This window comes from Bradyrhizobium sp. CCBAU 51745, assembly GCF_028128715.1.
Lineage (GTDB): Bacteria > Pseudomonadota > Alphaproteobacteria > Rhizobiales > Xanthobacteraceae > Bradyrhizobium > Bradyrhizobium manausense.
The window spans coordinates 1-16487 of the sequence record NZ_LBJP01000008.1 but is presented as its reverse complement, the minus strand read 5'-3'; the positions used below and the strand labels follow the sequence as shown (position 1 = coordinate 16487).

The following is a 16487-nucleotide window of genomic DNA, read 5'->3' as shown; positions in this document are numbered from 1 at the left end:
CACGGGTCAGCCATTTTGTTGACGGATCAAAGGGATGGTAGTGAGAAGGTAAGCTGCCGGAAGAGGTGGTTGGGCGACCTGGGGGATCCCTGTCAGGGGATTGGTCGAACGACTGGAATTTTCGGTGCGCGCGTTGGGGCTTTGGTGGGATTCGTGCGGTAGCGCATGGGGTCGATCGATAGGTATATTTTCCGCACGACGCTGGCGTCGTTTGCGCTGGTCCTGGTCAGCCTCACCGGCGTGATCTGGATTACGCAGGCGTTGCGCGGCATCGACCTGATGACGAGCCAGGGTCAGACCATCATGACCTTCCTCGGCATCACCAGCCTCGTCATCCCGGCGCTGGTGCTGATCATCTCGCCGATCGCGCTGATGATCGCGATCTCGCACACGCTGAACAAGCTCGCGACCGATTCGGAAATCATCGTGATGAATGCCGCCGGCTTCTCGCCGTTCCGGCTGTTCTATCCGTTCTTCTACGCCACCTGCGTGGTGGCGCTGCTGGTCGCCTTCATCGCGGCCTACCTCGCCCCCGACGGCATGCGGCGGATCAAGCAATGGGACGCCGAGATCACCGCCGACGTGCTCACCAACATCCTGCAGCCCGGCCGCTTCGCCCAGCTCGACAAGAACCTGACGATCCGCATCCGCGAGCGCAAGCCCGGTGGCATTCTCGAGGGCATCTTCATCGACGACCGCCGCGATCCGAACGAGCGCGTCTCGATCGTCGCCGAAGAGGGCGAGGTCGTGAAGAACGAGAACGGCTCGTTTCTGGTGCTGAAGACCGGCAATCTCCAGCGCTTCGAGGCCGGCAAGCGCGACCCCGCGCTGGTGGCTTTCGGCCGCTACGGCTTCGACATGTCGAAGTTCGGCAACCAGGGTCACGACGTCACCCTCGGCATTCGCGAGCGCTATCTCTGGGAGCTGTTCGCCCCGTCCGAGGACGATCCCGTTTACAAGCAGATCCCTGGGCAGTTCCGTTCGGCCCTGCATGACAGCCTGTTGGCGCCGATCTATCCGTTCGCCTTTGCGGTGCTGACCTTCGCCTTCCTTGGCGCGCCCCGCACCACGCGCCAGAGCCGCAATTTTTCGATCGGCACCTCGATCCTCGCCGTGTTCGGACTGCGCATGGCGGGCTTCGCCTGCTCCGTAATGGCGGTGAAATCAGAAGGTCCGGTGCTGGTCCAATACGCGATGGTTCTCGGGGCCATCGGCGTCGGGCTGTGGATGATCATCGGCGGCATCGTGGTCGAGCCGCCGCCCGGCCTGCTGGAGGCCATCAACAGGTCGAACGCGCGGATCGCGCGGCTGTTCGGACGGCCGGCCGCCGCATGAGCATGCTCACCAACACGCTCGGGCGCTATTTCGCCGGCCGCTTCGTGGTCAACGCGCTTGGCGTGTTCGCGGGCATTTTCCTGCTGCTGGTGCTGGTCGACTACATCGAGATGGTGCGCAAGACCTCAGGGCTGGCGTCCGCCTCCGCTGTCATGGTGGCCGAGACCTCGTTGTTCCGGGTGCCGCAACTGCTGGAGAAGCTGACGCCATTCTGCATGCTGATCGGCGCGATGACCTGCTATCTTGCCCTCTCCCGCCGGCTCGAGCTCGTGGTGGCGCGCGCCGCCGGCATCTCGGCCTGGCAGTTCATCTCGCCGGCGCTCGGCAGCGCACTCGTGATCGGCGTGCTCGCCACGGTCGCCTACAATCCGATGTCGGCCAATTTGCGCGAGCTGTCCAAGCGCATGGAAGCCGAGCTGTTCGGCTCGGCGCCCGGCGGCGGCATCCAGGACGCCTCGGGCTTCTGGCTCAACCAGGTGACCAGCGACGGCCAGACCATCATCAACGCCGCGCGCAGCGAGCAGCAGGGCATCCGGCTCACGGGCCTCACGCTGTTCCGGTTTGACACAGATCAGCACTTCAAGGAGCGGATCGAGGCGCGCGAGGCGACGCTCGAATCCGGCCATTGGCTGTTCAGGGGCGTGCGCCGTTTCACGCTCGACTCCCCGCCGGTCGACCAGGCCAGCCTCGAGATTCCGACGACGCTGACCGAGGCGCAGGTTCGCAACAGCTTTTCCACACCCGAGACTGTGTCTTTTTGGCAACTACCGAGCTACATCAGTTCGTCCGAGAGCTCGGGCTTCGCGACAGCCGGCTATCGACTCCAGTATCACAAGCTTCTGGCACAGCCGTTTTTGCTCGCAGCCATGGTGATGCTCGCGGCCTCCGTGTCGTTGCGCTTCTTCCGGATGGGCGGCGTACAGAAGATGGTTTTGAGTGGCGTGGGCGCAGGCTTTCTGCTCTACGTTCTGTCGAAAGTGACTGAAGACTTGAGCAAGGCTGAGTTGATGCATCCGATCGCTGCGGCGTGGTTGCCCGTAGTGGTGGGCGGCCTCACCGGCTTTTTGGCCTTGCTGTACCAGGAGGACGGTTAGTGACTGCCGTCCAACGAGGACCTGTGTCTGGATCGACGTCGCGCACCCGGATGCGCGCGAACGGATACGGCTTGTCTGTCCGTCGGATCCTGCTCGCGCTGGTCGCGACCGTGTCGCTCGCCGGGATGATGGATTTCGTCGTCGTGGCGCCTGCCGCCGCGCAGGGCTTCACCTACAATCCGCGGCCGCCGCGTCCGAGACCGCCGAAGGCCGCCAATGACGGCCAGATGCTCGTGCAGGCGACCGAGGTCGACTACGACTACAACAATTCGCGCGTCTCGGCGGTCGGCAACGTTCAGCTGTTCTACAACGGCACCAGCGTCGAGGCCGACAGGGTCATCTACGACCAGAAGACCAAGCGGCTGCATGCCGAGGGCAACATCCGCATGACGGATGCCGACGGCAAGATCACCTATGCCGAGATGCTGGACCTGTCCGACGACTACCGCGACGGTTTCGTCGATTCGCTGCGCGTGGACACCGAGGACCAGACCCGCATGGCCGCGACCCGCGCGGACCGCTCCTCGGGCAACTACACCGTGTTCGAGAACGGCGTCTACACGGCCTGCGCGCCGTGCCGGGACGATCCGAAGAAGCCGCCGCTCTGGCAGGTCAAGGGTGCCCGCATCATCCACGACCAGCAGGAGAAGATGCTGTATTTCGAGACGGCGCAGCTCGAATTCTTCGGCGTGCCGCTCGCCTACATGCCCTATTTCTCGACGCCCGATCCGACCGTGAAGCGCAAGACCGGCTTCCTGATGCCGGGCTTCACCTCGAACACGCCGTTCGGCTACGGCGTCGAAGTCCCGTTCTATTGGGCGATCGCGCCCGATATGGACGCGACCTTCAATCCGCGCATCACCTCCAGGCAGGGCGTGCTGTTCCAGGCCGAATTCCGCCAGCGCCTGCTGGACGGCGCCTACCAGGTGCGCGTCTACGGCATCGACCAGCTCGACCGCAACGCGCTCGCCGGTCAGCCCGGTGATCGTCAGTTCCGCGGCGCCGTCGAGACCAAGGGCCAGTTCGCACTGAACGACAAGTGGGTCTGGGGTTGGGACGGCGTCCTGATGTCCGACTACTATTTCTTCTCGGACTACCGCCTGTCGGCCTATCGCGACCCACAAGCCTCGTTCCTGTATCTGCCGACTGAAGCGATCTCGCAGCTCTATCTGACCGGCGTCGGCAATCGCAGCTTCTTCGATGCCCGCACGATGTACTTCCTGAGCTTCTCGGGCAACCAGCAGCAGGTCCCGGTCGTCTATCCCGTGATCGACTACTCGAACGTGCTCAACTATCCGATCTTCGGCGGCGAGGTCTCCTACAAGACCAATTTCGTCAATCTGACGCGTAACGATGCGGCGTTCGATCCAATCACGACGACGGCCAATACCAACGGCCTGTGCACGATGACCTCGGCCGATCCGCTCGCGCGCACGCCGACGCAGTGCCTGCTGCGCGGCTTCCCCGGCACCTACACCCGCCTGTCGGCGGAAGCGCGATGGCGCAAGTCCTACACCGATCCGTTCGGCGAGATCTGGACGCCGTTCGCGATCCTGCGCGCCGACGCGATCAACTCCGACGTCTCGAACCAGCCGGGCGTGTCGAACTACCTGCCCGTCGGCGACACCCAGGCGTTCCGCCTGATGCCCACCGTCGGCCTCGAATACCGTTATCCCTTCATCAACGTTCAGCCCTGGGGCTCGACCACCATCGAGCCGATCGCGCAGGTCATCATCCGTCCGAACGAGACCTATGCCGGCAGGCTTCCGAACGAGGATGCGCAGAGCATGGTGTTCGACGCCTCGAACCTGTTCAATGTCGACAAGTTCTCCGGCTATGACCGCGTCGAGGGCGGCGGCCGCGCCAATGTCGGCGTGCAGTCGACCACGCAGTTCGACCGGGGCGGCGCGGTCAAGGTCCTGTTCGGCCAGTCCTACCAGCTGTTCGGCATGAACTCCTTCGCGGTCCAAGACTCCATCAATACCGGCATCAATTCCGGCCTCGACAAGCCGCGCTCGGATTACGTCGCCAGTGCCAGCTATTCGCCGAACAGCACCTACACGTTCAGCGTCCGCTCCCGCATGGACGAGCAGACCTGGAACGTGGAGCGCTTCGAGGCCGAAGGCCGGGCCAACTTCAATCGCTGGTCGGTCAGCATGATGTACGGCAATTACGCGCCGCAGCCGGAGCTCGGCTATCTGACGCGCCGCGAGGGCATCCTGACCTCGGGCTCGCTCAAGGTCGCCGCCAACTGGGTGGTGACAGGTTCGGCGCGCTGGGACCTCGAAGCCAACAAGATCAACCAATATGTGCTCGGCGCCGGCTATGTCGACGATTGCTTCGTGCTGGCGGCGAACTATGTAACTTCGTATAGCTACTCCGCGGGCACCGCGCCGCCCGTGCTGAGCCACGCGTTCATGTTCCAGATCGGCTTGCGCACTCTGGCCACCTCCACGGGGTCCAGCAGTTCCGCCGGCATTCAGTGAACCCGCCAAATGCCGGCCGCGCGATCCCTATCGCAGGATCATTTCGGCTGACATGCGAGCGACAACCATGACGACCTCCTTGCCTGTGTTCCGCCTCCTCCCTCCTGTACTCGGCGCCGTGTTGATCGCCGTGCTCGTGCTCGCCGGTGCGCCGGCACGGGCGCAGAACATCGTGGTGATGGTCAACGGCGATCCCATCACCGATTTCGACATCGAGCAGCGCTCCAAGCTCGACGCGCTGACGACGCAGAAGACGCCGAGCCGGCAGGACGTCATCAACACGCTGATCGACGACAAGCTCAAGCTCAAGGAAGGCAAGAAATACGGCGTCGATCCCACCGCCGCCGACGTCAACCAGTCCTTCGAGGGCATGGCGCAGCGCATGCGCATCACGCCCGACCAGCTCACCAAGTCGCTCGAGGTCAAGGGCGTGCGTCCTGAGGTTCTCAAGAACCGCATGAAGTCCGAGATGGTCTGGACCAGCCTCGTGCGCGGCCGGTTCAAGGAGAAGCTGATCGTCGGCGAAAAGGATGTCGCCGACAAGGTGCGCGAAGGCGGCACCGAGAAGCTCCAGATCGAGGGCACCGAATACAAGATGCAGCCGATCGTGCTGATCGTGCCGCGCGGTTCGTCTGCGGGCTTGCAGGAGTCGCGGATGAAGGAAGCCGAGACCTATCGCGCCCGCATCGGGAGCTGCGAGGAAGCCAATTCGCTGTTCCGCTCGACGCCGAACGCCACCATCCGCGAGAGCGTCACCAAGACCACCGCCGACCTGCCGGAGGCGCTGCGCAAGGTGCTCGACGACACTCCAATCGGTCATTTGACCGCGCCCGAGGTGACCAAGGCAGGTATCGAGATGGTGGTGCTGTGCGACCGCAAGCCGACCACCATCGATACGCCGAAGAAGCGCGAGATCCGCGACAAGATGTACGTGGAGAAATACGAGAAGACCCAGAAGGCCTATCTCGACGAACTCCGCAAGGCGGCGATGATCGAATATCGCAACCGCTGATGGCCGCTCCCGCAAAGCCTCTCGCGGTCACGCTCGGAGAGCCCGCCGGCATCGGTCCCGACATCACCATCGCCGCCTGGCTGAGGCGCCGCGAGCTCGACCTGCCCGCCTTCTACCTGCGCGGCGACGAGGGCCTCATCGCCGGGCGCGCCAAAGCGCTCGGCGCCGATATCGAGATCGCCTCGGTGAGCCCGGGCGAGACCGAGACTGCCTTTGCCGACGCCCTGCCCGTAGTTGCGACCGGCAAGCACGCGACCGCAGAGCCGGGCAAACCCGACGCATCGAGCGCACCGGCCGCCCTTGCCTCGATCCGGGAGGCGGTCGCCGACGTGCGGGCGGGCCAGGCCAGCGCCCTCGTCACCAATCCCATTGCCAAGAGCGTGCTCTACCGCGCCGGCTTCCGCCATCCCGGCCACACCGAATTCCTTGCTGAACTCGCGGAAGCGGACGGCCGCGTGCCGCAGCCGGTGATGATGCTGTGGTCGCCGCGGCTCGCCGTGGTGCCGGTGACGATCCACGTGTCGTTACGCGATGCCCTCACCCTGCTCACGAGCGATCTCATCGTCTCGACCGTACGCATCGTTGCGACCGAGCTGAGATCCCGTTTCGGCATTGCGCAACCGCGCATCGCGGTGTCCGGACTGAATCCGCATGCCGGCGAGGACGGCTCGCTCGGTCATGAGGAGCAGACCGTGATCGCGCCGGCGCTCAAGGTTCTGCGCAACGACGGTATCGACGCCAGGGGACCGCTGCCCGCCGACACCATGTTCCATGAAGCCGCGCGCAGCCTCTATGACTGCGCCGTCTGCATGTATCACGACCAGGCGCTGATCCCGATCAAGACCGTTGCGTTCGACGACGCCGTCAACGTCACGCTCGGCCTGCCCTTCATCCGCACCTCGCCGGATCACGGCACCGCGTTCGACATCGCCGGCACCGGCAAGGCGAACCCCGCGAGCCTGATCGCCGCGCTGAAGCTTGCCAGCCGCATGGCGGCTGCGAACAGCTGATGAGCGCGATCGACGACCTCCCGCCGCTGCGCGAGGTCATTCGCCGGCACGCTCTGTCGGCGCGCAAATCGCTCGGTCAGAACTTTCTGCTCGATCTCAACCTTACCGCGCGCATCGCCCGCGCGGCCGCGCCGCTCGAACAGAGCGTCATCGTCGAGATCGGCCCCGGCCCCGGCGGACTGACCCGGGCGCTGCTCGCGCTCGGCGCCAGGCGCGTCATCGCCATCGAGCATGACGAGCGGGCCATTCCCGCCTTGCAGGATATCTCCGCCCGCTACCCTGACAGGCTCGAGATCGTGCATGGCGATGCCATGACTTTCGACCCGCGCCCGCTACTCAATGGCGAGCGCGCCAAGATCGTCGCCAACCTGCCCTACAACATCGCGACCCCGCTTCTGATCAATTGGCTCACCACCGAGCCCTGGCCGCCCTGGTACGACATGATGGTGCTGATGTTTCAGCGCGAGGTCGGCGAGCGCATCGTCGCGCGAGAGGATGAGGAGGCCTATGGCCGGCTCGGCGTGCTCGCCAACTGGCGCTGCGAGACGAAGATCCTGTTCGACATTGCGCCGTCCGCCTTTGTGCCGCCGCCGAAAGTCACCTCCTCCGTCGTGCGCCTGGTGCCGCGCCACGAGCCTCTGCCGTGCGATCGCAAACTGCTCGAGCAGGTCGCAGCCGCGGCCTTCGGCCAGCGCCGGAAAATGCTGCGGCAGAGCCTGAAATCGCTTCAAGCTGATCCGGCGCGGCTTGCTGCGGCCGCCGGCGTCGATGCGACGCGGCGCGCCGAGACGATTCCCATCTCCGGTTTTGTTGCCATGGCGCGTGAATTGGCGGATATACGCAGCGAAACCTGACAATGAGAATTCCGGAGGAAGAAAAATGGCGTTGATGCGTCGGCAGTCGCTGGTCAAGTTCGATGCGCCTCTGTGCGAGACCATCGTCGATACGCCCAAGCCCAGGGCTGCCGAGGTGCTGGTGCGCATCGAGCGCTGCGGCCTCTGCCATTCCGACTTGCACATCCAGGATGGCTATGCCGATCTCGGCGGCGGCAAGAAGCTCGACACCACACGCGGCATGACGCTGCCCTTCACGCTCGGCCATGAGATCGCCGGCGTCGTCGACGAAGTCGGCCCTGACGTACCGGCAGGCCTCGTCGGCTCGAAGAAAGCGGTGTTTCCCTGGATCGGCTGCGGCCAGTGCCGCGACTGCAAGAACGGCGACGAGAATCTCTGCGCCAAGCAGCGCTTCCTCGGCGTCTCCATCGACGGCGGCTTCGCCAGCCACGTGCTGGTGCCCGACGCCAAATATCTGCTCGACTATGATCCCCTGCCCGTCAACCAGGCCGCGACCTTGATGTGCTCGGGCGTTACCGCCTACGGCGCGCTCAAGCGCCTGGTCGATCGTCCGCGCCAGCGCAATCTGCTGCTGATCGGTCTTGGCGGCGTCGGCATGATGGGCCTGTCGTTCGCGCAAGCGATGTTCAAGCAGCCGATCACGGTTGCCGATCTGTCGCCGGCCGCGCGCGAGACCGCGCTGAAGAATGGCGCAGCCGTCGCCTATGATCCGTCCGAGCCCGAAATCATCAAGCGTATCCTGAAGGAGACCGATGGCGGCTTCGACGAGGTGGTCGATTTCGCCGGCAACGAAAAGTCGATGGCGTTTGCGGTCGCGGTCGCAGCGCGCGGCGGCAAGGTCGTGGTGTCGGGCCTGATGGGCGGCCAGTTCACGCTGCCGATGGTGCAATGGGTCTACAAACGCCTCACTGTCGAGGGTTTCATGGTCGGCACGCTTGCCGAGGCGCATGAGCTGATGGCGCTCGCGCGGGCCGGCAAGATCAAGCAGACGCCGATGCGCGAAGAGCCGATGGGCGACGTCCAGAAGTGGATCGACGAATTGCGCGCCGGCAAGGTGGTCGGCCGCATCGTGCTGACGAACTAACGTCTCGCCGCCGCGCGCGGAACGGCTTCGGCCGCACCGCGTTGGCAGCGCATGTCCATTCGCTGTACGGTCGAGAGCGCATTCTTCATCGCCTGGAGCTTCCTCGAGAAGACCGGCGAGCTCGGGCCGCCCGATGCGTCTGCGGACATCATTCTCGACGCGATCGAAGCGCAGCTCAGAACCGGCGAGCGCCGACCGCTGATGCTCGCCAACCGAGCGATCGATGCGTACCGGCACGCGAACCGGGAGTCGGCGGCGCGCGAGGCCCGCCTCGGGTAGGGGCAGCGGGCCATCTGCGCATACGCTCTATTTACTGTTGAACAGCGCGTATGTTCCGTTCTCGAACCATCCGGTGTTCTCCGGTGAAGAACAGAGTTCGAAGCGTGGCGGACAGGCAACACAGCGGGCGAAGCGCTTACTGATGCCGAGGCCGCCCGGCACGAAGCGTCCATCTCGCCCGCGATCCAATTAAGCTTGGAACGCCCTCTGCGCCCAGCGCGTTGACCTCTCGTCAAGGCAACGACGGAGTCTGAACCGCATGACGAAGCCGCTGACAAAGTCCGTGCGGCCTGTTCCCGACGAGAACCGGAGCCATTTGGGCGCCGGAAGCGCGCCCACCGTTTCCGTCGACACGACCAAGGGCCATCGCGACGACGAGAAACAGAACATCCGTGAGCAGGCCGCCCACGGCAATCTCACCCAGAACACCAGCAACCGGCGCATGGGATAGGCGCAGAAACGAAGGGGGCATGAAGAGGAGATACGAACTTGGTGACTCCCGGCAAATGGTACGATCCGATCTCCGAACGTTGGATCGCGCCGCGCGAACTCAACCGCGTAGCTCCCTCCCCCCGTGCCAGCGAGAACCACGTGCTCGAGATGCAGAGGTCCGTCGAGATCCAGCGCATCTGGCGCCTACTGGTCGATTGTTGCGCAAGCAAGTGATACTTCATGCCGTGCCTGCCGGTCGAGAACTCCGTCAGCGCCTGGTCATGATTACCGCATGAACCATTCCGCATCTCGTGCCAGGCCTGTCGCAGTCGTGATACGCGTTCTTGCGCTGATCGTCGGCTGCGCCTGCCTGCTTCTCGCCGCCATTTGCTTTGCCATCGCGGCACAGGTCTTTGTGCAGACCGGCGTGTTTGCGCAGTCTTATGCGATGGTCGGGCTGATCAGCGGCGTGCTCGGGCTGCTGGCGCTGACGCTGGGGCGCGTGTGGAGGTGAGCCTTGTCGCTCCGAGATCGACTGACAGCGCGGACGTCAGATCTGACCGTGGGCCCCGGGCGGCACCATATACAGGGTCATGGCGAAGATCGCGTAGATAAACAAAAGCAAGGCTCCGATGAACCATGCTGACCGGCCGCCGTTGGTGATGAAACAGGCGGTCACGGTCGCGATCATGACCATGGTTACGGCGCCCGGCCAGAACTGCAAGTCCATCGGCTTTGGGCCGACGACATAGCTGAGCAGCACCAGCACCGGCGCAACAAAAAGGGCGATTTGGGACGCGCTTCCGAGCGCGATGCTCACGCTCATGTCGAGCCGGTTCTTGCGCGCCGCAGAAAACGCCACCGCCATTTCAGCGGCGGCGCCGACCAGCGCGACGATGATGAAGCCGACAAAAGCCGGGCTCAATCCCAACGTCTCGCCCGCCTTCTGTACCGAACTCACGAAGATCTCGCTCACCAGGGCAACCAGCACCGTCACCACGAGGAGCGTGCCGACGGCCAGTCCGATCGGCCAGCCGCCGCCGGCCTCGCCATGGTCTTGGCTGGCAAATAGCTCCTTGTGGGTGCGAAGCGAGAACAACAGACCCAGTCCATAAGCAGATATCAGCAGCACGGCGAGACCCGCACTGAGCTTCTGCGCCATCACGTCGCCTCGCGCCAGATCGAGGTCGGCAACCGCGGCTGGCGCGAGAAGCGCAATCGTCGCCATCAACAGAAGTGACGCATACAGCCGTCCGCCGGCGCGATTGTACTCCTGGACATGAGTCCGAAGTCCGCCGAGCAGAAACGAGGCGCCAAGCATGAAGAGCGAGTTTGTTACGATCGCGCCGGCAATCGACGCCTTCACCAGCATGTATTCTCCCGCTTGGAGCGCGGCGATGGCGATGATCAATTCGGTGAGGTTTCCCAATGTTGCATTGAGCAAGCCGCCAATGGCATCACCCGTCCTTTCCGCAACACTTTCGGTCGCCTGACTCAGCAGCGCGGCAAGAGGCACGATGGCGAGAATCGACAGCACGAACAACGTCGTGTGAGAGGATGGAGCTGCGAGCTCGACGACCAGCACAATGGGCACGAAAACGAGCATCCAGAGCAAAGGATTAGATCGGACTTCCTTGAACAGCAGGTTCATGGCCCCAGCCCCGCCACCCGGCGACGCCCAAACCTCGCAACGCTGCCCACCGCGGCTGTTGATGTATGTCAAGTGGCGCCCGGATCGGCGCGGGGCCGTCGGCGCCCGGCCTTCCCTGCGCCCGTTGACCACCATCGGGCGATCTCACGAAGCAAGCCTCGGGCAAAAGCTGCCGCGGGCAGGATGCGTCCTACCCCTTTCCGGCCACGAGGCACGGAAGGCCCGCAGCGGTACGGAATGTCCACACGCTTTTCGCGAGCGCGCCGAGCTGGTAGATTACGCCATTGATTTGGGGGCTTTCATGCACGCGAGGATTTTCAATCGCGTCCTGATGCTGGCTGCGCTGGTCGCCGCCGCACTCGCTGTCGCGAGCCAGCCGGTTCTCGCCGAGAAGCGCGTCGCGCTTGTGGTCGGCAACTCCGCCTACAAGAACATCACGCCGCTCGATAATCCGTCCAAGGACGCGACGCTGATGGCCGACACGCTCGGCTCGCTCGGCTTCGCGCTTGTCGGCGGCCATGCCCAGCTCGATCTCGACAAGGCCGCGATGGACATCGCCGTGCAGAGCTTTGGTCGCCAAGTGCAGGGCGCCGACGTTGCGCTGTTCTACTATGCCGGCCACGGCGTCCAGGTCGCCGGCTCCAACTATCTCGTGCCCGTCGGCGCCAATCCGACCCGCGAGGCCGACGTCGACTTCCAGATGACCGACGTGAACCTGGTGCTGCGGCAGATGCAGGGCTCCGGTACGCGGCTCAACCTCGTCATCCTCGACGCCTGCCGCAACAACCCCTTTGGCTCGCGCGGCCTGCGTGCCTCCGAAGGGGGCCTTGCGCAGATGCGCGCGCCCGAGGGCACGCTGATCTCCTATGCGACCCAGCCCGGCAATGTCGCTCAAGACGGCAGCGATGGTCACAGCCCCTACACCAAGGCGCTCGCCGCGACCGTCCGCACCGCAGGCCTCGACGTGTTCCAGACCTTCAACCAGGTGGGCCTCGCCGTGAAGCGCGCCACCGGAGGCGCGCAGCAACCCTGGGTGTCTTCCTCGCCGATCGACGGCACGTTCTATTTCGTGCCACCGACGCAAACTGCACCACCGGTCGCGGCGATGCAGCCAGATCCATTGCCATCAGAGCGCCTCCGCGCCGATCCCGACCGTGTTCCGTTGCGCGATGCCGCGCTGCTCAGCGAGTTGAACGAACGGCTCTACGAGCTCAATTTCGACCCTGACACGCCCGAGGGGCTGACGCGCGCCATCACGAAACTTCAACAGCGCATTGCCATGGCGCCAACAGGCGAAGCCACCGAGGGCCTGCTGCTGCGGATGCGCAAGATGGAGGATCTCAAGCCGTGGGGCTCGATCGTCTACGGGCCCGACAGCAACAAATGGGGCATCTCGTGGAATCACGCCTCGCGCCGCGCGGCGGTGGCGGATGCGCGCGGCAATTGCGCCGGCGCCAAATGCGCGATCGAGCTCTCCTTCTACGGCAAGAGCTGTGGCGCATTCGCGATCTCGGACAAATCCTGGTCGCTGGTCCAGCGCGACAGCATCCAGCGCGCGAAAGACGCCGCGCTTGACGATTGCGGCAAGGCTGGCAAAGCTTGCCGCATTGTTGGCGCCGTCTGTGCCGACGGCTCCGGTCGTTGATCTTGCCGCCGATATTTGATGATGATGGATTTCTGGCTCATGTCGAACAATGCAAGCCGCCCTGTTATCCTCACCGCGCTTCTCCTCGCCCTTCTGCAGGCCTCATCGGCTTTCGCGCAATCCGGCAGCGCCGGCGGCTCGATCGGCAATGACGAAAAATCCCTGTCCGGCTCGCGCCAGGATAGTTCTGCAGGCCGCTCCGCCGAACCCGCACCGTCGGCGCGCCGGAGCAAGCCGGCCGCTGACGAACAACGCTCGTCGCGGCGCGGCGGCGGAGGTGGAGGTGGAGGTGGAGGCGGCGGCAGCTTCGACGGGGCCTGGGCGGTCGTCAGTGTCGGCTGCGGCGGCTCGTCGAGCGGCGCGACCGTCGTGACCTCGGGCCGCGTCATCGGCGAAGGCGTCAGCGGGACGGTCAGCGCGAACGGCGCGGTGCACACATTCGGCCAGGCCGGAAACGGCATCACTTATACCGGCGCCGGCCGCCTGTCCGGACGCAGCGGTTCCGGAACCTTCCGCCGCTCCGACGGCTGTTCGGGAACCTGGACCGCAAGCAAGCAATAGCGCCGACAAAAAGCCTGAATTCGCGGTGGAACGAACGCCGCGCAGGCCCGATTCAAGCCACATCCTTTCCGGATTTGCGGCTCATTGCCACCTAACTCTTTGTTGAGAAAGGGAACGTAACGAGTTGCGTCATGCGTAACCGGGAGACCAGGATGGGCAACCGCACCGCAAAGTTTTTATCCGCGCTAATCGGCAGCATTATTGCGGGCGCACCCTTGGCCGCTGTCTCACAGAACGCGCCGAGCGCCGCTGCCGCTGCAAGCACGGCGGCTGCCGCGAGCGACTGTCTCGCCTCGCCGAAGGGCACAGCGCCGCAGGGACAGCATTGGCACTATCGCGTGGAACGCGGGACCAAGCGGCAATGCTGGTATCTGCGCGCCGAGGGCGCCAAAGCCACGACCACTGCCCAAACCGAGAATGGCTCGCCGCAACCGGATTCACCGCCGCAGCAATCGGTGCAGAATGCGCGCGCCGAATACATCGCGCCGCAGAGCATCGCGCAAGCTGCGCCTGCGCCTGCGACTGCGCCGCAGGCAACTCCACCGGCGTCCGCTACCGGCAGCGATACGCAGCAGCCGGCCGTCGCCACGCGCTGGCCGGACACCCCAGCCGCGCCGGCGCCGCAGTCGGCAGCGGCACCTGCAACGGCAGTCGATCAGCCGAGCGCGCAGCCGCCGGCATCCCCTGCCCCTGTGACGTTCGCCTCGGCCGACAGTGCTGACAAGCCGACCGGCTCGCTCCCGACATTGCTGCTCGTCATCATCGGAGCGCTCGCGCTCGCCGGCCTCATCGCCAGCGTGATCTACCGCTTCGCCGGCGGTCGCGCGCGCACCCAGACGGCCGATCGCCGCGTGAACTGGGATCACAGGCAGGATCACGACGACAGCCGCGCGCCGTGGCTCAACGCGACGCCAGTCCCTGCACCGCGCCTGGAGCGACCGCTCCCGGTCGACTTCGACGCCGTGCGTCCGGAGACACCCGTGCGTCCAGAGGCACCGCAGATCGCCACATTCACCGACGGGATTCGCCGGATCGCAGCGCAAAACCGTCTCCTTGAGGTCGCGACCGAAGAGCGAGAGGAGACCGAGATCGACTATTTCGACGGCGAGTTCGAGATCGAGGCGGCGGCGCCTCTGGCGGCCGACGGCCAAGACGACGACCAAGACGAAAAAACGGCCGATCACGATGTGAACGCGGATCAGGAGCACCTCCGCGACGCAGACGTGCACGCCAACCATGCGCCCGACGACAATGCCGTCGACGTCGATATCATCACGGCGATGCTGGAACGGCTGGCGAGCCAAGGACCGCGGCTGACCAAGCCGGGCTTTGAGCCTAGCCTTGAAGCTGACCTTGCAGCCCTCGCACGAAGCTCACGAGCCCGGTCTGCCGCTCGCGCTTGAGGCGCTCGGCCTTGAGGATCGACTGCACCTCGGCGAAGGCGTCATCGACATTATGGTTGATGACGATGTAATCGTACTCGGCCCAGTGACTCATCTCGTCGCTGGCGCGGCTCATGCGCTTGCGGATCACCTCATCGGAATCCTGCGCGCGCGAATGCAGCCGCTTCTCGAGATCGGACGCCGAGGGCGGCAGGATGAAGACGCTGACGACGTCGGCGCGCGCCTTCTGCTTCAATTGCTGAGTGCCTTGCCAGTCGATGTCGAACAGCACATCCTGGCCCGCCGACAGCGCCGCCTCGACCGGTCCGCGCGGCGTGCCGTAGCTGTTGTCGAACACCGTCGCCCACTCCAGCAGTTCGTCGGCCTTGACCATCGCATCGAAGGTCGCCTTGTCGACAAACGTATAATCCTTGCCGTTGACCTCACCCGGGCGCATCGACCGCGTGGTCGCCGAGACCGACATTTTCAGGCCCGGCATGCAGTCGATCAGCATCCGCGACAGCGTCGTCTTGCCCGCGCCCGATGGCGAGGACAGCACGAACATCAATCCGCGCCGCTCGACACCGTCAGTTCCGCCCGTCGTCATCGATCACTCCAGATTCTGGACCTGTTCGCGGAATTGCTCGACCACGTTCTTCATGGCGAGCCCGGTATTGGTCAGCTCGATGTCGTTCGACTTCGAGCAGCAGGTGTTGACCTCGCGGTGAAACTCCTGCGCCAGAAAATCGAGCTTGCGGCCGATCGGGCCGCCCTTGCCGATCAGCTCGCGCGCCTGCGCGATGTGGGACGCGATGCGGTCGAGCTCCTCGCGGATGTCGGCCTTGGTCGCGATCAGGATCGCCTCCTGCATCAGGCGATCGGAATCGAAACGGTCTGAGGTATCAAGCAGAGCTGCAATCTGCTCGGCGAGCTTCGCCTTGATCGCCTCCGGCTTGCGGCCGGGCGAGCTTTCCGCCCTCTTCGCGAGCTGCTCGATCTCGTCGACCCGCTGGGTCAGGATCTCGCCGAGCGAGATGCCCTCGCGCTTGCGCATCGCCACGAGCTCGTCGAGTGCCTTGTCGAAGGCGTCAGCGGCGGCAGCGCGCGCGGCCTTGTCCTCCTCCTCGTCGCCCTCGGGCTCGGCGATCTCGACGACACCCTTGATGGCGAGCAGCCCGTCGATGCTCGGCGCGACCGCGTCGACCTTGCCGGAGATCATTGCGGCGGCCTTCAGCACAGCGTTGAGCACGTCCTCATTGACGCGGACCGTGGCGGCCGCATTGGCGCGCTTGACGTTGAGATTGGCGTAGACGGTGCCGCGCGACAAAAGCTCGCCGGCGCGCTTCTTGGCGTAAGCCTCGAGCTCGTCGAATCCCTGCGGCAGGCGCACCCTGAGGTCAAAGCCCTTGGCGTTGACCGACTTCAACTCCCATTCGAACGTATACGGCCCGCTTGCGCCGTGGCATCTCGCAAAGCCGGTCATGGACGACAGCGCCATCAGGTCAAATTCTCCGGAAAACTGGGATTCGCGAGGCCATCAGGCCACGCGAATCTTAAGACTATTTTGCAGGAAAGTGGAATCCGCAAAGTCGGCAGGGCAAGTCTACAGGGACCTCTATGGGTGCGGGCCTAGCGCTGGACCACCGGCGGCGACGGCTGCAC

Annotated in this window: 16 protein-coding genes; 13 read left to right on the top strand and 3 right to left on the bottom strand. The window is 64.7% G+C overall.

Features of this window, described 5'->3' with window-relative positions; translation table 11 throughout:
- The first annotated feature begins 165 nt into the window (after positions 1-165).
- From lptF to XH98_RS10725, 10 genes are all read left to right on the top strand, one after another.
- Positions 166-1335, top strand: coding sequence for an LPS export ABC transporter permease LptF (gene lptF, locus XH98_RS10770; protein WP_271603014.1), 1170 nt, complete (start codon positions 166-168; stop codon positions 1333-1335).
- Complete coding sequence (lptG, locus tag XH98_RS10765) at positions 1332-2429, top strand: LPS export ABC transporter permease LptG (RefSeq protein ID WP_271603015.1); 1098 nt, start codon at positions 1332-1334, stop codon at positions 2427-2429. The genes lptF and lptG overlap by 4 nt, the downstream gene beginning before the upstream one ends.
- A 50-nt stretch (positions 2430-2479) precedes the next feature.
- The gene (locus XH98_RS10760; protein WP_442868565.1) at positions 2480-4915 is read left to right on the top strand and encodes an LPS-assembly protein LptD; all 2436 of its coding nucleotides are present in this window, start codon (positions 2480-2482) and stop codon (positions 4913-4915) included.
- Between the two features lie 67 nt (positions 4916-4982).
- Complete coding sequence (locus XH98_RS10755) at positions 4983-5927, top strand: SurA N-terminal domain-containing protein (protein WP_271603017.1); 945 nt, start codon at positions 4983-4985, stop codon at positions 5925-5927.
- Positions 5927-6937: a 4-hydroxythreonine-4-phosphate dehydrogenase PdxA gene (gene pdxA, locus XH98_RS10750; RefSeq protein WP_271618576.1), complete on the top strand. Its 1011-nt coding sequence runs from the start codon at positions 5927-5929 to the stop codon at positions 6935-6937. The genes XH98_RS10755 and pdxA overlap by 1 nt, the downstream gene beginning before the upstream one ends.
- The gene (rsmA, locus tag XH98_RS10745; RefSeq protein WP_271603019.1) at positions 6937-7791 is read left to right on the top strand and encodes a 16S rRNA (adenine(1518)-N(6)/adenine(1519)-N(6))-dimethyltransferase RsmA; all 855 of its coding nucleotides are present in this window, start codon (positions 6937-6939) and stop codon (positions 7789-7791) included. The genes pdxA and rsmA overlap by 1 nt, the downstream gene beginning before the upstream one ends.
- 25 nt (positions 7792-7816) lie before the next feature.
- Complete coding sequence (locus tag XH98_RS10740) at positions 7817-8875, top strand: alcohol dehydrogenase (RefSeq protein ID WP_271618575.1); 1059 nt, start codon at positions 7817-7819, stop codon at positions 8873-8875.
- Positions 8876-8926: 51 nt separating this feature from the next.
- A complete protein-coding gene (locus XH98_RS10735) occupies positions 8927-9154 on the top strand; it encodes a hypothetical protein (RefSeq protein ID WP_057757952.1) in 228 nt (75 codons plus the stop codon).
- 259 nt (positions 9155-9413) lie between these two features.
- A complete protein-coding gene (locus tag XH98_RS10730) occupies positions 9414-9605 on the top strand; it encodes a hypothetical protein (protein ID WP_271603021.1) in 192 nt (63 codons plus the stop codon).
- 273 nt (positions 9606-9878) lie between these two features.
- Positions 9879-10100 (top strand): hypothetical protein, encoded by a 222-nt coding sequence (locus XH98_RS10725; protein WP_271618574.1) that lies wholly within the window; start codon positions 9879-9881, stop codon positions 10098-10100.
- Positions 10101-10136: 36 nt separating this feature from the next.
- Here the strand turns inward: XH98_RS10725 and cax are convergent, their stop codons facing one another.
- A complete protein-coding gene (gene cax / locus XH98_RS10720; RefSeq protein ID WP_271618573.1) occupies positions 10137-11237 on the bottom strand; it encodes a calcium/proton exchanger in 1101 nt (366 codons plus the stop codon).
- A 301-nt stretch (positions 11238-11538) separates the two neighbouring features.
- On the opposite strand from cax, the gene XH98_RS10715 reads away from it, so the two are divergent.
- From XH98_RS10715 to XH98_RS10705, 3 genes are all read left to right on the top strand, one after another.
- Positions 11539-12882 carry a caspase family protein gene (locus XH98_RS10715; protein WP_271618572.1) on the top strand — a complete coding sequence of 448 codons (1344 nt, stop codon included), beginning with the start codon at positions 11539-11541 and terminating at the stop codon, positions 12880-12882.
- Positions 12883-12921: 39 nt separating this feature from the next.
- Complete coding sequence (locus tag XH98_RS10710; protein WP_271618571.1) at positions 12922-13443, top strand: hypothetical protein; 522 nt, start codon at positions 12922-12924, stop codon at positions 13441-13443.
- 215 nt (positions 13444-13658) lie between these two features.
- Positions 13659-14846, top strand: coding sequence for a hypothetical protein (locus XH98_RS10705; RefSeq protein ID WP_333931764.1), 1188 nt, complete (start codon positions 13659-13661; stop codon positions 14844-14846).
- Here the strand turns inward: XH98_RS10705 and gmk are convergent.
- Positions 14779-15432, bottom strand: a complete 654-nt coding sequence (gene gmk / locus XH98_RS10700; protein ID WP_271618569.1) for a guanylate kinase — start codon at positions 15430-15432, stop codon at positions 14779-14781. The two genes, XH98_RS10705 and gmk, sit on opposite strands and share 68 nt — an antisense overlap.
- Before the next feature lie 3 nt (positions 15433-15435).
- Complete coding sequence (locus tag XH98_RS10695) at positions 15436-16323, bottom strand: YicC/YloC family endoribonuclease (RefSeq protein WP_271603028.1); 888 nt, start codon at positions 16321-16323, stop codon at positions 15436-15438.
- Positions 16324-16487: the final 164 nt, after the last annotated feature.

Bases quoted from the DNA above. Each gene is read 5' to 3' on its own strand.
- lptF (WP_271603014.1), top strand. From the start codon at position 166: ATGGGGTCGATCGATAGGTATATTTTCCGCACGACGCTGGCGTCGTTT.
- lptG (WP_271603015.1), top strand. From the start codon at position 1,332: ATGAGCATGCTCACCAACACGCTCGGGCGCTATTTCGCCGGCCGCTTC.
- XH98_RS10760 (WP_442868565.1), top strand. From the start codon at position 2,480: ATGCGCGCGAACGGATACGGCTTGTCTGTCCGTCGGATCCTGCTCGCG.
- XH98_RS10755 (WP_271603017.1), top strand. From the start codon at position 4,983: ATGACGACCTCCTTGCCTGTGTTCCGCCTCCTCCCTCCTGTACTCGGC.
- pdxA (WP_271618576.1), top strand. From the start codon at position 5,927: ATGGCCGCTCCCGCAAAGCCTCTCGCGGTCACGCTCGGAGAGCCCGCC.
- rsmA (WP_271603019.1), top strand. From the start codon at position 6,937: ATGAGCGCGATCGACGACCTCCCGCCGCTGCGCGAGGTCATTCGCCGG.
- XH98_RS10740 (WP_271618575.1), top strand. From the start codon at position 7,817: ATGGCGTTGATGCGTCGGCAGTCGCTGGTCAAGTTCGATGCGCCTCTG.
- XH98_RS10735 (WP_057757952.1), top strand. From the start codon at position 8,927: ATGTCCATTCGCTGTACGGTCGAGAGCGCATTCTTCATCGCCTGGAGC.
- XH98_RS10730 (WP_271603021.1), top strand. From the start codon at position 9,414: ATGACGAAGCCGCTGACAAAGTCCGTGCGGCCTGTTCCCGACGAGAAC.
- XH98_RS10725 (WP_271618574.1), top strand. From the start codon at position 9,879: ATGAACCATTCCGCATCTCGTGCCAGGCCTGTCGCAGTCGTGATACGC.
- cax (WP_271618573.1), bottom strand. From the start codon at position 11,237: ATGAACCTGCTGTTCAAGGAAGTCCGATCTAATCCTTTGCTCTGGATG.
- XH98_RS10715 (WP_271618572.1), top strand. From the start codon at position 11,539: ATGCACGCGAGGATTTTCAATCGCGTCCTGATGCTGGCTGCGCTGGTC.
- XH98_RS10710 (WP_271618571.1), top strand. From the start codon at position 12,922: ATGTCGAACAATGCAAGCCGCCCTGTTATCCTCACCGCGCTTCTCCTC.
- gmk (WP_271618569.1), bottom strand. From the start codon at position 15,432: ATGACGACGGGCGGAACTGACGGTGTCGAGCGGCGCGGATTGATGTTC.
- XH98_RS10695 (WP_271603028.1), bottom strand. From the start codon at position 16,323: ATGGCGCTGTCGTCCATGACCGGCTTTGCGAGATGCCACGGCGCAAGC.